The organism is Aquilutibacter rugosus, from assembly GCF_036541335.1.
Lineage (GTDB): Bacteria > Pseudomonadota > Gammaproteobacteria > Xanthomonadales > Xanthomonadaceae > Aquilutibacter > Aquilutibacter rugosus.
Genome location: NZ_JAZHBO010000002.1, coordinates 982,346 through 994,742, shown reverse-complemented (window position 1 = coordinate 994,742; position 12,397 = coordinate 982,346). Strand labels below are relative to the sequence as shown.

Sequence of the window (12,397 nt, the reverse complement as noted above, 5' to 3'; positions counted from 1 at the left end):
GGTCTGCGCTTCGCGATCCGCGAAGGCGGCCGTACCGTCGGCGCCGGCGTCGTGGCCAAGATCATCAAGTAATCTTAGGCACCGCAAGCAACACCAAAAAGGGCCGCTCATTGAGCGGCCCTTTTTTATGGCGTGAACGGCGCCGGATGTACTGTGCGAACTGTGCGCGGTGCGATTTACTGTACGACTTGCACCCAGACGCCGGTCTCGTCGGTGCGCACCGGGAACTTGCGCACGGGCTCATAGGCCGGCGGGCAGGTGGGGTTGCCGTCACGCAGATCGAACTGGGCGCCATGCAGAACGCATTCGATGGTGCCCGTTTCAGGATTGAACTTGCCTGCGCTCAGTTCGAACTCTTCGTGGGAGCACAGGTCTTCGAGTGCATAGAACTCGCCATCCCAGTTGATCACCAGGATCGGAGTGTCGCCTTCCCAGACGACGGTCTGTTCGCCTGGCAGCAATTGCGAAGTGGGGCAGACAAAGGTCCAGTTGTCGGTCATGGGGTCAGGTCCTTTTCGAGAATTTCAAATTGCAGATCGTCACGGCGTGGCAGGCCGAAACGCTCATCGCCATAAGGGAAAGGCTTGGTGGTGCCGGTGCGGCGATATCCGCGGCGAGCATAGAATGCGAGGAGCTCATCGCGAATGTCGATGACGGTCATGCGCATCGTTTGCTGCTGCCAATCGTCGCGGGCAATGCGTTCGGCCTCGGCCAGGATGCGCTTGCCGATGCCGGCATTCTGCAGATTCGGCGTCACAGCGAACATGCCGAAGTAGCCGGCGCCATCCTGCACGGAAATGTTGGCACAGCCGAGGATTTGCTCCTTGTCGAGCAACATCAGGATGCCGCCGTTCGGATCACTGATGCAATCGTGCAGATCATCGGCGCCGGTGCGACGGCCATCGAGCATGTCGGCCTCGGTGGTCCAACCGCGTCTGGAGACATCGCCGCGATAGGCGGATTCGACCAGTTCAATCAGTGCCGGGATGTCGGCTGCTGTAGCGAAACGAAACGTCATGCGAGTAGGGTGCGGACTTTGCGTAGGCCGGTGACCAGTGCATCCACCTCGGCCTCGGTGTTATAGAACGCCAGCGATGCGCGACAGGTGGCTGATATGCCATAGAACTGCAGCAGCGGATGCGCGCAATGCTGACCGCTGCGGACCGCAATGCCCTCGATATCGAGCATGGTGGCCAGATCGTGCGCATGCGTGCCGTCGATGGCGAAGCTGATGACCGATGCCTTATCGGCTGCGTCACCGAAGATGCGCAGGCCATCGATCGTTTGCAGCTGCTGCGTGGCGTACTCGAGCAGTTCGCGTTCGCGGGTGGCGATCGCATCGAGACTAATGGCCTGCAGATAATCAACGGCGGCGGCCAGGCCGATGAAGCCGGCAATATTCGGCGTACCGGCCTCGAACTTGTAGGGGGCGCGGTTAAAGGTGGTGCTTTCGAACGAGACGGATTTGATCATCTCGCCGCCGCCGATAAACGGGGGCATGGCTTCGAGGTGCGCAGCCTTGGCCCACAGGGCGCCGGTGCCGGTAGGGCCGAGCATCTTGTGGCCGGTAAACACGTAAAAATCACAGCCGATGGAGCTGATGTCGACCGGCATGTGCGGTACGGCCTGCGAGCCGTCAACCAGCATTGGAATGCCATGCTTGCGCGACAGCTTGGCCATCTCGCGAACTGGGTTGATCGTGCCCAGCACATTGGAGACGTGCGCCACGGCGACGAGCTTGACCTGAGGTCGCAGCTGCGCGGCAAATGCATCCATGTCGATGGTGCCGTCCTGGAGAATCTCGATCACTTCGACCTTGGCGCCGGTGCGTTCGGCCATCAGTTGCCAGGGAACGATGTTGGCGTGGTGCTCCATGCGCGAGACCAGGATCACATCGTCGGGCTGCAGCTTGGGCAGCAGGTACGAATAAGCGACGAGGTTGATCGCAAAGGTGGTGCCGCTGCACAACACGAGTTCATCAGCACGGACCTTGAGCAGACCGGCGAGCTTGGTGCGTGCCGATTCGTAGGCCTCGGTTGCCTCGGCGCCTAGCGTGTGCACGGCCCGCGAGACGTTGGCGGTGTACTGCGAATAGTAGGCGTCCATTGCCTCTACGACAGCACGCGGTTTCTGGCTGGTGTTGGCTGTATCGAGATACACCAGAGGTTTGCCGTGCACTTGGCGTTGCAGTGTCGGAAAGTCGGCGCGGATTGCGGTCCAGTCGGGAGCGGTCATACGAACTTCACCCGATCCAGAGCGCCATCGAGCAAGGTTGCGAAGGCGGTCCGGGTCGGCTCGTCTTCGATCAGATTCAGCAGCTCATGCACAAAGGCGGCCACCAGCAAGGTACGCGCCGTGTGATCGTCGATCCCCCGCGAACGCAGATAGAACAGGGAGTTGGCGTCGAGCTGCCCGACGGTGGCGCCGTGGGCGGCCTGCACTTCGTCAGCGTGAATGACCAGCACCGGTTGCGTGTCGATCTCGGCCTGTTCGCTGAGCAGCAGGTTGCGATTACTCAGGGCCGCTTCTGTATGGTCAGCACCCGCATCGATGGTGATCCCGCCATAGAACGCAATGCGCGAGCGGCCGGTGCCCAGGCCTCGCCAGTTCAATTCACAGCCGGTGTGTTGCGCACTGTGGGTAATAGCCAGACGCGTATCGAGATGGCGTTTGCCGTCACCGAACAGAATGCCGTTGGAGAAGACGCGAGCGCCGTCGCCATTGATGTGCATAACGAGCTCATGGCGACTCAGTGCACTGCCGAGCTCCACGTCGACGCGACGATAGGTGGAACGGGCCTGCAGCGTGACTTCGGTTCGCAGGAACCAGCTGGCGCCTTCGTCATCGCGTTGAACGCGAGCGTGGTGCAACTCGGACTGTTCGCCCAGGTTGATTTCCATGCGGGCAGTGCCGATGTGCAGGTGGGCGCCGTTGCTGCGCACAGACTCCACTAAGTTCAGGCGGCTATCTGCGCTAAGCACAATGCGGTGCAGGTTGTGTTGCGAACCCTCGGACTGGGTGGAGTCGCTGATCCAGACCAGATGCAGTGGCGAGTCGATCATGCCGGTGACGCGAATATCGACACCGCCCATATCGAGGGCGGCATTGACCTGATTCAGCGCGTGCGCAGGGCCATCGAATTCAAAGACTTGGGCAACAGCGCGCGGTTCGATGTGCAGTCCGGCAATGTTGTCGACTGCCGTGGCCTGTGCATCGAGGTGCCCATTGACGAATACGATGCGCGGTGTCGGAATGCCGGCCAGTAGCGTGGCGTCAACCGTTACCGGTGACAGCAATGCGGGTGTGCGGCGGGCTAGGGCACGCAGCGAAGTGTACTTCCACGCCTCGACGCGACCGTGCGGAAGATCGGCAGCGAGCGCCAGATCCATGGCCCGGCGGCGCACGGCCGAATCGGCCTCGCCTTTGGCCGCGGACGGGACCAGCGTTGACCAGTGTTGCAGCAGCTCACTCATGTCAGGCGTGAGCTCCGGGCGCGAGGCGATCCTTGATCCATGCATAGCCTTGTTCCTCGAGCTGCAGTGCAAGCTCGGGGCCACCGCTTTCAATGATGCGGCCATCGGCCAGTACGTGCACGAAGTCCGGCTTGATGTAATCGAGCAGACGCTGGTAGTGCGTGATCAGCACGAAGGAACGGTCGGGCGAGCGCAGTGCATTGACGCCATCGGCGACGGCGCGTAGCGCATCAATATCGAGACCGGAGTCGGTTTCATCAAGAATCGCCAGCGAGGGTTCGAGCAGGGCCAGCTGGAAAATCTCATTGCGCTTCTTTTCGCCGCCGGAGAAGCCTTCGTTCACACCACGATGCAGCAGCTCGTCTTTCAGCGAAAGGATGGCCAGCTTTTCGCGCACCAGCTTCAGGAACTGCATCGAATCGAGTTCGGGCTCACCACGCGTCTTGCGCTGGGCATTCAGGGCCGTGCGAAGGAAGTAGGTGTTGTTGACGCCGGCAATCTCGACCGGGTACTGAAAGGCCAGGAACACACCAGCGGCAGCGCGTTCTTCGGGCTCCATGGACAGCAGGTCCTGATCGCGGAACTGCACCGAACCTGCGGTGATTTCATAACCGTCGCGCCCGGCCAGGACATTGCCGAGCGTCGATTTGCCGGCGCCGTTGGGGCCCATGATGGCATGCACTTCGCCGGGCTTGATGGTCAGTGACAACCCTTTGAGAATCTCACGACCCTCAACCGAGGCATGGAGATCATTGATTTGCAGAATGGAATTCATCCGACGGAACCTTCTAGTGAGACTTCGAGGAGTTTTTTGGCTTCGACCGCAAACTCCATGGGCAACTCGCGGAACACCGATTTACAGAAGCCGTCCACAATCATGGAGACTGCATCTTCCTGGGCGATACCGCGCGAGCGGCAATAAAACATCTGATCGTCCGAGATCTTGGAGGTGGTGGCCTCGTGCTCGACGATGGCGCTAGGGTTGCGCACTTCGATGTAGGGGAACGTGTGAGCACCGCAGCGCTTGCCGATCAGCAAGCTGTCGCATTGGGTGTAGTTACGGGCATTGCGTGCCTTAGGGCCAACTTTGACCAGGCCGCGATAGGTGTTCTGTCCGTGGCCGGCACTAATGCCCTTGGATACGATCTTGGACTTGCTGCCTTCGCCGACGTGAACCATCTTGGTGCCGGTGTCGGCCTGCTGGCGGTGGTGGGTCAGCGCGACTGAATAAAACTCGCCGACACTGTCCTTGCCCAGCAACACGCACGAAGGGTATTTCCAGGTGATCGCAGAGCCGGTTTCGACCTGCGTCCAGGAAATCTTGGAGCGGTCACCACGGCATTCGCCACGCTTGGTTACAAAGTTATAGATACCGCCGACTCCGTTCTCATCGCCCGGGTACCAGTTCTGTACGGTGGAATACTTGATTTCCGCATCTTCTAGCGCAACCAGTTCTACGACCGCAGCATGCAGCTGATTCTCATCGCGCATCGGTGCGGTGCAGCCCTCAAGGTACGAGACGTAAGCCCGGTCTTCGCAAACGATCAGCGTGCGCTCGAACTGACCGGTATGGCCTGAGTTGATGCGAAAGTACGTGCTCAGTTCCATCGGCGATCGGACGCCCTCGGGAATGAACACGAACGAGCCATCGGAGAATACAGCGGAGTTGAGCGCAGCGAAGTAGTTGTCGCCGACCGGAACTACCGAGCCCAGATACTTGCGGACCAGTTCGGGATGCTCGCGAATCGCTTCGGACATGGAGCAGAAGATGATGCCGCGCTCGGCCAGTTCCTTGCGGTAGGTGGTACCGACGGATACGGAATCGAACACCGCATCCACAGCGACGCCGGCTAGTTTGGCGCGTTCGTGCAGCGGAACACCCAACTTGTCGTAGGTGTCGAGTAGTTCTTTAGGCACGTCATCGAGTGATGCGTACTTGGGGCCCTTGGGTGCCGAGTAATACGACAGGGCCTGCAGATCGATCGGAGCGATGTTGAGCTTGGCCCAATTGGGCATCGGCATCGTCAGAAAATGGCGGTAGGCAGCCAGACGCCATTCGAGCATCCATTCGGGCTCCTCCTTGCGGGCGGAGAGGGCGCGGATGATGTCCTCGCTCAAACCGGCCGGCAGGGTGTCCGACTCGATATCCGTGATAAAGCCGGCCTCGTACTTGCGGCCCAGCTGTGCATGGATCTCGGCGTTGGCGGTCGGCGCTGCGGTGGGTGTGATCAGTTCGGTGGTCATGATGTGGTACCGGAATCCTGCAGGACCGCACTAATGCGGCGGCGATCCGCTGCCGCGATAGTGCGATCGGGATGACGCTCCAGCATGCCGGCCAGACTAATCGTGGCAAGCGTTTCGGCCAGAACGCGATTGACCCATTGCCAGTTGCCGGCAGCATCACAGCTGGCGCTTAAATCGCACGCATCGCCGTGATCGGAACATGCCGTCATTGCCAAGGGGCCCTCGATGACTTCGACAATTTCGAGCAGGGAAATCTGCTCGGGGCTACGGCTCAGGCGATAACCGCCGCGCGTGCCACGATAACTCTCCACCAGGCCTGCCTGCGCAAGCGGCTTTAATACCTTGCTGACGGTAGGTATCTCCAGGCCTGAGCGCTGGGCAATGCCTGTGGCGCTGAGAACCTCGGTGCCGGACTTAGCCAACACCGTCATGACAACTGTGGCATAGTCTGTGAGTTTGGTGACGCGGAGCATCTTCGTGTAGCCAGTCGAAATCCGTACCGTAATTGTACTATATCCAACAAGCAGCCTGAATATGTCGACCAAGATCGAAGCCCGCAAGTCCAAAATCCATGGCAATGGCGTTTTTGCCGTTAAACCCATCAAAAAGGGCGAGCGCATCGTCGAATACACCGGGCCGCGCCTGACGCATGCGGAGGTCGATGACGGCGAGGCCGGCGATGTCCATTCCGGCCATACGTTCTTGTTCACACTCAATGATGAATACGTGATCGATGCCGATCTGGAGCCAACCCCGGCCAAATGGATCAATCACTCCTGCGATCCGAACTGCGAAGCGGTGATGGAAGAGGACGAGGGCGAGGATCGAACCAAGGACCGCATCTTTATCGAGGCGATTCGTGACATTAAGACCGGCGAGGAGCTGTCGTACAACTACGGCATCACCCTGGCTGAAAAGCACACCAAGGAGCTCAAGGAAATCTGGAAATGCCTGTGCGGCGCCAAGGATTGCACCGGCACCCTGCTGCAGCCGAAAAACCCCAAGAAAAAGCCTTCGAAAGATAAAAAGAAGAAGTCCGAAAAAAAGGCTGAGACCAAAGGACTAGAGGCAAAGGGCGACAAAAAAGATAAAAAGGGAAAGAAGAAAAAGGACAGGGAAAAGTCCGGCAAATCGAAAAAGTCCAAATAAGTAAGTGGAGAACAACATGTCGGATCTCAACGGAAAAGTCGCCCTAGTAACCGGCGCCGCCAGTGGTATCGGTCTGGAGATCGCTCGTCATCTGGCGACCCAGGGGGCAGCAGTGGCCATCGCGGATTTGAATCTCGACGGTGCACAGGCGGCTGCAGAAGCGCTGAAGGCACAGGGCCATCAGGCCATGGCCGTGGCAATGGATGTCACCAGTGAGGAGCAGGTCAACAAAGGCGTTGCCGATGTGATCGCCGCACTGGGCGGGGTGGATATTCTGGTCTCCAATGCGGGCATCCAGATCGTCAATCCGATCGAAAACTACAACTACGCCGACTGGAAGAAAATGCTGGCCATCCACCTTGATGGCGCCTTCCTGACGACTAAGGCTGTGCTGCCTTACATGTATGAGAACGGAGCCGACGGCAAGCCGCGCGGTGGTGTCGTGATTTATACCGGTTCGGTCCACTCGCACGAGGCCTCACCGCTCAAGAGCGCGTACGTCACGGCTAAGCATGGCTTGCTCGGTCTTTCGCGCACGCTCGCCAAAGAGGGCGGCAAAAAGAACGTCAAGTCCTATGTAGTCTGCCCGGGCTTTGTGCGCACGCCGCTGGTCGACAAGCAGATTCCCGAGCAGGCCAAGGAACTGGGCATCAGCGAGGACGAGGTGATCTCCCGCGTCATGCTGGGCAACACGGTCGATGGCATCTTCACTACTGTTGAGGATGTGGCGGCTACCGTTGGCTTCCTCGCGGCCTATCCGACCGCCGCAATGACCGGCCAGAGCTTTATCGTCAGCCACGGCTGGCACATGAAGTAATGGCGCGACAACGGCTCCGAGTGCCCGATGGCACCTCAATCGCTCTGGTTCTGCAGGGCGGTGGAGCGCTCGGTGCGTATCAGGCAGGGGTGTTTGACGAGTTGTCGCAGACACGGCTCGAGCCGAACTGGATTGCGGGGATCTCCATTGGCGCACTAAACGCCTGCGTGATTGCCGGCAATAAGCCTAAGGATCGCATCGAAAAGCTGCAGGAGTTCTGGCAACGCATATCCGCACCGAACTGGTTACCGCCGACGACATTCGGTTTGCAGGCCGGTTGGGAACCGCGTGATCCCGCGGCGCGTTCGTGGCTCGATTCCCTGGAGGCGTGGCGTGCCGTGATCGAAGGGCAGCGCGGTTTTTACACGCCGCGCAATTGGCTCGCATTCGGCGGCATGGTAGGAGCCGAGGATCCGGCCAAGGTCAGCTGGTATGACACCGGCCCGATGTTGGAGACGCTCAACTCCATGTGTGACTTTAAGCGCGTCAACCAGGGCGACTTGCGCGTCTCGGTCGGTGCAGTCAATGTCGCCACCGGCCAGCTGGAGTATTTCGATAACCGCCGGCAGGAGCTGCGGGCCGAGCATTTTCTTGCATCCGGCGCACTGCCGCCGTCATTCCCGGCCGTCGAGATTGACGGCAACTACTACTGGGATGGCGGTGTCGTCAGTAATACGCCGCTGAGCTACGTCATGGAGCAATGCACAGCACCGCAACGCCTGATATTGCAGGTCGATCTGTGGAATGCCGAGGGTGCGCTGCCCGAAACGCTGCTGGACGTGTCCGAGCGGACCAAGGAAGTTCAGTACGCCAGTCGCACACGGCAGGTCACGCAGATGCATCGGATTCAGCAGCATTACCATCGCGTCATTCGCGAGTTGCTGGAACGGATGCCAAAGGATCATTCCTCGGACGATCCCTGGGTGCGGCACGCAAGAGCCATGTCCACTACAAGCAAGACCTCATTAGTGCACCTGACCTACCGCGACATGGCGCTGATCGGGCATTTCAAGGACTATCAGTTCGGGCGCATTGCGATCCATGACCACATGGAGGCGGGACGGCGCGATATGCGTCAGGCGCTAGCCAATCCGCAGTGGTTTGAGATGCCTTCGGGCCATGACACGTTCAATGTGCACAGCGTGGACCCGTCAGTCATCAAGGATCAGGAAACGAACTGAGCGTCGTATAGGCCGGAGGTCATTCGTGACTTTCTGCAGTTACGTGGCGCCTGTGAGCTCGTCAAACTGTGCGCATCCTATTACGAGAGTTTGTGATGATGCGTTTTTCCCGACTGGCACTTGGCCTGATGGCCGCCCTGGTGGCAACGCCCGCCTTGGCGATTGACATCGATGGCAAGGTCAACGCGGACGAATGGCAGGGTGCGACGCACGTCACCGATTTCAAGCAAGTCCAGCCGGAGACGCTGGCCGATGCCAAATACCGCACTGAAGCCTGGTACCTGCCGACACCCAAGGGCATGGCGGTCGGCATCCGCAATTATCAGCCGGCCGAGGTCAAGCGCACCCGCACCAAGTCACGCCGCGATGAAGGCGGCCAGTACGACCGCAATAATGTTTTTATTGACTTTGACGGCAACGGTGTCCAGGCCTACGAATTTACGGTATCCATCGCCAATGGCTTGAGCGACGGCGTGATCACCGGCGAAAACCAGTTCCGCGAGGATTGGGATGGCGACGTGCAGCACGCCACCTCGGAGACGGACGAGTACTGGGACATGGAGATTCTGATTCCCTGGCATGTGGCTACGATGAATAAGGCCAAAGACGGCAAGCGCACCATCGGTGTGTATTTTGACCGTGTGATCGGCGCTACCGGTGAACGCTTTGCGGCGCCGGGCATCAGCTTCAACCGCACGCCGTTTACGTCCAGTTTCCGCAAGGCGGAGATTCCGTCGTACTCGCAGTCGCTGTTTGCCGTCACGCCGTACGCTACGGCGCTCTACGACAACATCCGCAACTCCGGTCATTACAAGGCCGGTGCCGACATTTACTGGAAGCCCAGCGGGCAGTTCCAGCTCAGCGCGACTGTTAACCCCGATTTCGGTCAGGTGGAGAGCGATGGCATCGTTATCAACTTCTCGGCCGACGAAACGTTCTATGGCGACAAGCGCCCGTTTTTTACGGAGAATCAGGGCATCTACGACTTCTCGCTGCTGAATGACAATTCGCAGCTGTTCTATACACGTCGCGTGGGTGGTCGCTCCGATGACGGCAGTGGTCCTGCCGAGATTGACGCGGCGGCCAAGATCAACGGTGCGATCGGAAAGCTCAACTACGGTGTGTTTGCAGCGCAGGAGCGCGGCGACGGCGGTCGCTCCTACCAGGCCCTGCGCACGATGTACGCGATGCCGACCCAGACCTGGGGTGCCATGTTGACCCATGTTGACCGGCCGTTCCTTGATCGGGATGCCTTTGTCTATGCTGTGGATCACAAGTGGAAGCCCAATGATGCCTTGAGCGTCAACAGCACTGTGGCGGTTTCCGACATTGATGATTCCGGCAGCAGCACACGAGGCAACTCCGTCACGTCGTATCTGACGTGGAACCCCAGCAAGGAATGGAGTCACCAGTTGCTGGGCATGTACTTTGATCGCGACTTCGATCCCAATGACATGGGCTATCTGGGCCGCAACAATCTGAAGTGGGGACATGTTCAAAGTCGTCGTACCTGGAGCAATTTCGCTCAGGGCTCGACGGTCACTTCGGTCAATCTGTCGGGACGTCTGTTCATGGGCGAAAACATGGATGGCCTGCGTCTCAACGGCGGCGTGCGTGTGCAGGCATCGGGTTCGCTGCGCGATGGCGGCGAGTACTACAGCCAATACGAGCACAACCTGCCGCGCTTTGATGACCGCCTGACTCGCGGTGGTCATTCGCTTAAGATGCCCGGGCGCGACAAGATCAATGTGGAGATCAGCGGCGGCCGCCATGGTAAGTGGCAGCCGCGCATCGGCGTATTCGCCGCCGGTGATGCGTTAATGGGCAACGATGGCTGGTACTGGAGTGCATGGACCGGTGCCAAGTATTACTTTAATGATCGTGTGAATCTGGATGTCGGCGTGTCGGTCGATGATTCTCCCGACGCCCTGATCTGGGATCACGGCAATCAGGTCGGACGATATCGAATGCGCACCGCGGTCGTAGGTAGTACCTTCAACTGGGATATGAGTGCACGCTCCGATTTGCGCATTAAGCTTGAAGCCGTGGGTCTAAAAGCAGCAGGTCGTGAATGGATTGATGTGCTGCCCAACGGTGGCTACGCGGCGTTGCCGGGCGGACCGGAGTCGTTCCGCCTGAATCAGATGGGATTCCAGTTGCGCTATCGCTATGAACTGGCACCACTGTCGAACTTGTATGTCGTGTACGGTCGGGGCGGCTATTCGCAATTCAACGATGAAAGCAACGACCATTGGTCCATGTTGCGTGACAGCCGTCGCCTGCACAACGACGAGCAGTTGGTGGTCAAGGTGTCGTACCGCTTCAGCAACTGAACGAGGCGCACCAGTCCAGGGGATGCATCACCCGCGTCGGCAGTTCCAGTTTTTCGAAGCGTTTGCGTAGACGCAGCACTTTCTTGTCGCGTGACAGCAGCCATGCGGCGTCCGTCGCGACAGCCAGATCAATGAAGTCCTGATCCATGCGATCGGCACATTTGGGTGTCGGTCGCTGTTTCGGTGGCAGCTCGCGCAATTGGGTCACATGCTCAAACGATTCCCACGCCAGCTGTCGACGCTCCGCCGTACCCGGGATCTTGTCCAGTCGCAGAATCTGCTGAAACTCCGCAGCCGCCCATGGCGTGGCAATCGGAATGACTCGGCCTTCGCGCACAGCCTGACGCAACGGATCCAGCAACGCATCGCGTTCAAACAGGAACACGTCCAAGGCCACATTCGTGTCCAGGACGATCAGTGAAGCGGCAGTGGTATCCGGCATATGAATGAAAAAACAGCAAAAGGGCGGCCTTCATTATCGGTTAACTGCCCTTTGCCGATCATGAGGGCATCCGGAATGGCCGGAATTCGACAGGATCCGACAATGAGCATTTCGCGCAAACCGCTGTGGGCCACGATGGCTTTAACCTTGTGCATGGCCGCTCCGGCCTTGGCGCAGCAGACGGGCACCTATAACTCCAACCCGCCGTACCCGGGTTCGCCGACGGCTTTGTCGACTCTGACCGGCACTGTGACGCGCGTCGATCCGGTGTTTGATGCCGATATTTCAACCCGATCCGGCCAGCGCCGCTGCTACAACCAGCGCACGGGACAGTACACAATAGAACCGGCGTATCCCGATGACGACTACAACCGTCCAGGTACCTATCGTACGGAACCGGTGCAGCGTGGTTCTACTGCGGGCAACGTGATGTCCAGCATCGTTGGCGGCATCGTCGGTGGTGTGATCGGCAGCAAGATTGGCGGTGGTATGGGCAGTGTGATCGCCAGCTCGGTTGGCTCATCCATCGGCACTATGGCCGGTCAGCGAATCTACCGAAACGCAACGGGACCGCAAGGCACCACCACCGTATGCGAGCCGCTGCCGACGAACGATTCGCGTCAATACAATGCCTACGATGTGCAATACCGCATCGGAAACCAGTACGGTACGCTGCGCACCACGCAGTCGTTCCGGGTCGGTGACTCGATCACCGTCAATGTCAACGGTGCCAGCAGCCGTTACTAGGATCTAAGGCA

13 protein-coding genes and 1 pseudogene are annotated in these 12,397 nt (G+C 59.2%); 6 read left to right on the top strand and 8 right to left on the bottom strand.

The genetic code is table 11. From position 1 onward, the window contains the following. Window positions 1–72 (top strand): EF-Tu C-terminal domain-related protein (locus V3390_RS10160; RefSeq protein WP_005655288.1); only part of this gene is annotated, 72 nt, incomplete at its 5' end. A gap of 104 nt (window positions 73–176) precedes the next feature. Here V3390_RS10160 and V3390_RS10155 read toward each other — a convergent pair. The 7 genes from V3390_RS10155 to V3390_RS10125 are packed head-to-tail and all read right to left on the bottom strand — an operon-like array spanning window position 177 to window position 6,190. Beyond that, window positions 177–500: a non-heme iron oxygenase ferredoxin subunit gene (locus V3390_RS10155; RefSeq protein ID WP_331690400.1), complete on the bottom strand. Its 324-nt coding sequence runs from the start codon at window positions 498–500 to the stop codon at window positions 177–179. Next, on the bottom strand, window positions 497–1,018 hold the full coding sequence (locus V3390_RS10150; protein ID WP_331690401.1) for a GNAT family N-acetyltransferase: 522 nt from the start codon (window positions 1,016–1,018) through the stop codon (window positions 497–499). The genes V3390_RS10155 and V3390_RS10150 overlap by 4 nt, the downstream gene beginning before the upstream one ends. Beyond that, window positions 1,015–2,235 (bottom strand): cysteine desulfurase, encoded by a 1,221-nt coding sequence (locus tag V3390_RS10145; protein ID WP_331704319.1) that lies wholly within the window; start codon window positions 2,233–2,235, stop codon window positions 1,015–1,017. The genes V3390_RS10150 and V3390_RS10145 overlap by 4 nt, the downstream gene beginning before the upstream one ends. After that, window positions 2,232–3,473: a Fe-S cluster assembly protein SufD gene (gene sufD, locus V3390_RS10140; RefSeq protein WP_331704318.1), complete on the bottom strand. Its 1,242-nt coding sequence runs from the start codon at window positions 3,471–3,473 to the stop codon at window positions 2,232–2,234. Before sufD ends, V3390_RS10145 begins: the two co-directional genes overlap by 4 nt. 1 nt (window position 3,474) lies before the next feature. After that, a complete protein-coding gene (gene sufC, locus V3390_RS10135) occupies window positions 3,475–4,239 on the bottom strand; it encodes a Fe-S cluster assembly ATPase SufC (protein ID WP_331704357.1) in 765 nt (254 codons plus the stop codon). Between the two features lie 5 nt (window positions 4,240–4,244). Then, the gene (sufB, locus tag V3390_RS10130; RefSeq protein WP_331704317.1) at window positions 4,245–5,717 is read right to left on the bottom strand and encodes a Fe-S cluster assembly protein SufB; all 1,473 of its coding nucleotides are present in this window, start codon (window positions 5,715–5,717) and stop codon (window positions 4,245–4,247) included. Then, window positions 5,714–6,190: an SUF system Fe-S cluster assembly regulator gene (locus V3390_RS10125; RefSeq protein WP_331690405.1), complete on the bottom strand. Its 477-nt coding sequence runs from the start codon at window positions 6,188–6,190 to the stop codon at window positions 5,714–5,716. Before V3390_RS10125 ends, sufB begins: the two co-directional genes overlap by 4 nt. A 61-nt stretch (window positions 6,191–6,251) precedes the next feature. Here V3390_RS10125 and V3390_RS10120 point away from each other — a divergent pair. From V3390_RS10120 to V3390_RS10105, 4 genes and pseudogenes are all read left to right on the top strand, one after another. Continuing rightward, window positions 6,252–6,713: pseudogene (locus V3390_RS10120) on the top strand (SET domain-containing protein); the annotation flags it as partial. Window positions 6,714–6,882: 169 nt separating this feature from the next. Next, the gene (locus tag V3390_RS10115; protein WP_331704316.1) at window positions 6,883–7,683 is read left to right on the top strand and encodes a 3-hydroxybutyrate dehydrogenase; all 801 of its coding nucleotides are present in this window, start codon (window positions 6,883–6,885) and stop codon (window positions 7,681–7,683) included. Continuing rightward, complete coding sequence (locus V3390_RS10110) at window positions 7,683–8,864, top strand: patatin-like phospholipase family protein (RefSeq protein WP_331690407.1); 1,182 nt, start codon at window positions 7,683–7,685, stop codon at window positions 8,862–8,864. The genes V3390_RS10115 and V3390_RS10110 overlap by 1 nt, the downstream gene beginning before the upstream one ends. A 95-nt stretch (window positions 8,865–8,959) precedes the next feature. Continuing rightward, window positions 8,960–11,197 (top strand): DUF5916 domain-containing protein, encoded by a 2,238-nt coding sequence (locus tag V3390_RS10105; RefSeq protein ID WP_331704315.1) that lies wholly within the window; start codon window positions 8,960–8,962, stop codon window positions 11,195–11,197. Here V3390_RS10105 and V3390_RS10100 read toward each other — a convergent pair. Beyond that, window positions 11,187–11,639, bottom strand: coding sequence for a PIN domain-containing protein (locus V3390_RS10100; RefSeq protein ID WP_331704314.1), 453 nt, complete (start codon window positions 11,637–11,639; stop codon window positions 11,187–11,189). The genes V3390_RS10105 and V3390_RS10100 overlap by 11 nt on opposite strands. Window positions 11,640–11,741: 102 nt before the next feature. Here V3390_RS10100 and V3390_RS10095 point away from each other — a divergent pair, with 102 nt between their 5' ends. After that, on the top strand, window positions 11,742–12,386 hold the full coding sequence (locus tag V3390_RS10095) for a glycine zipper 2TM domain-containing protein (RefSeq protein ID WP_331704313.1): 645 nt from the start codon (window positions 11,742–11,744) through the stop codon (window positions 12,384–12,386). Window positions 12,387–12,397: the final 11 nt, after the last annotated feature.

What these genes read in the sequence shown, in the direction of transcription:
- V3390_RS10155 (WP_331690400.1), bottom strand. Translation starts at nt 500, where the DNA reads ATGACCGACAACTGGACCTTTGTCTGCCCCACTTCGCAATTGCTGCCA.
- V3390_RS10150 (WP_331690401.1), bottom strand. Translation starts at nt 1,018, where the DNA reads ATGACGTTTCGTTTCGCTACAGCAGCCGACATCCCGGCACTGATTGAA.
- V3390_RS10145 (WP_331704319.1), bottom strand. Translation starts at nt 2,235, where the DNA reads ATGACCGCTCCCGACTGGACCGCAATCCGCGCCGACTTTCCGACACTG.
- sufD (WP_331704318.1), bottom strand. Translation starts at nt 3,473, where the DNA reads ATGAGTGAGCTGCTGCAACACTGGTCAACGCTGGTCCCGTCCGCGGCC.
- sufB (WP_331704317.1), bottom strand. Translation starts at nt 5,717, where the DNA reads ATGACCACCGAACTGATCACACCCACCGCAGCGCCGACCGCCAACGCC.
- V3390_RS10125 (WP_331690405.1), bottom strand. Translation starts at nt 6,190, where the DNA reads ATGCTCCGCGTCACCAAACTCACAGACTATGCCACAGTTGTCATGACG.
- V3390_RS10115 (WP_331704316.1), top strand. Translation starts at nt 6,883, where the DNA reads ATGTCGGATCTCAACGGAAAAGTCGCCCTAGTAACCGGCGCCGCCAGT.
- V3390_RS10110 (WP_331690407.1), top strand. Translation starts at nt 7,683, where the DNA reads ATGGCGCGACAACGGCTCCGAGTGCCCGATGGCACCTCAATCGCTCTG.
- V3390_RS10105 (WP_331704315.1), top strand. Translation starts at nt 8,960, where the DNA reads ATGATGCGTTTTTCCCGACTGGCACTTGGCCTGATGGCCGCCCTGGTG.
- V3390_RS10100 (WP_331704314.1), bottom strand. Translation starts at nt 11,639, where the DNA reads ATGCCGGATACCACTGCCGCTTCACTGATCGTCCTGGACACGAATGTG.
- V3390_RS10095 (WP_331704313.1), top strand. Translation starts at nt 11,742, where the DNA reads ATGAGCATTTCGCGCAAACCGCTGTGGGCCACGATGGCTTTAACCTTG.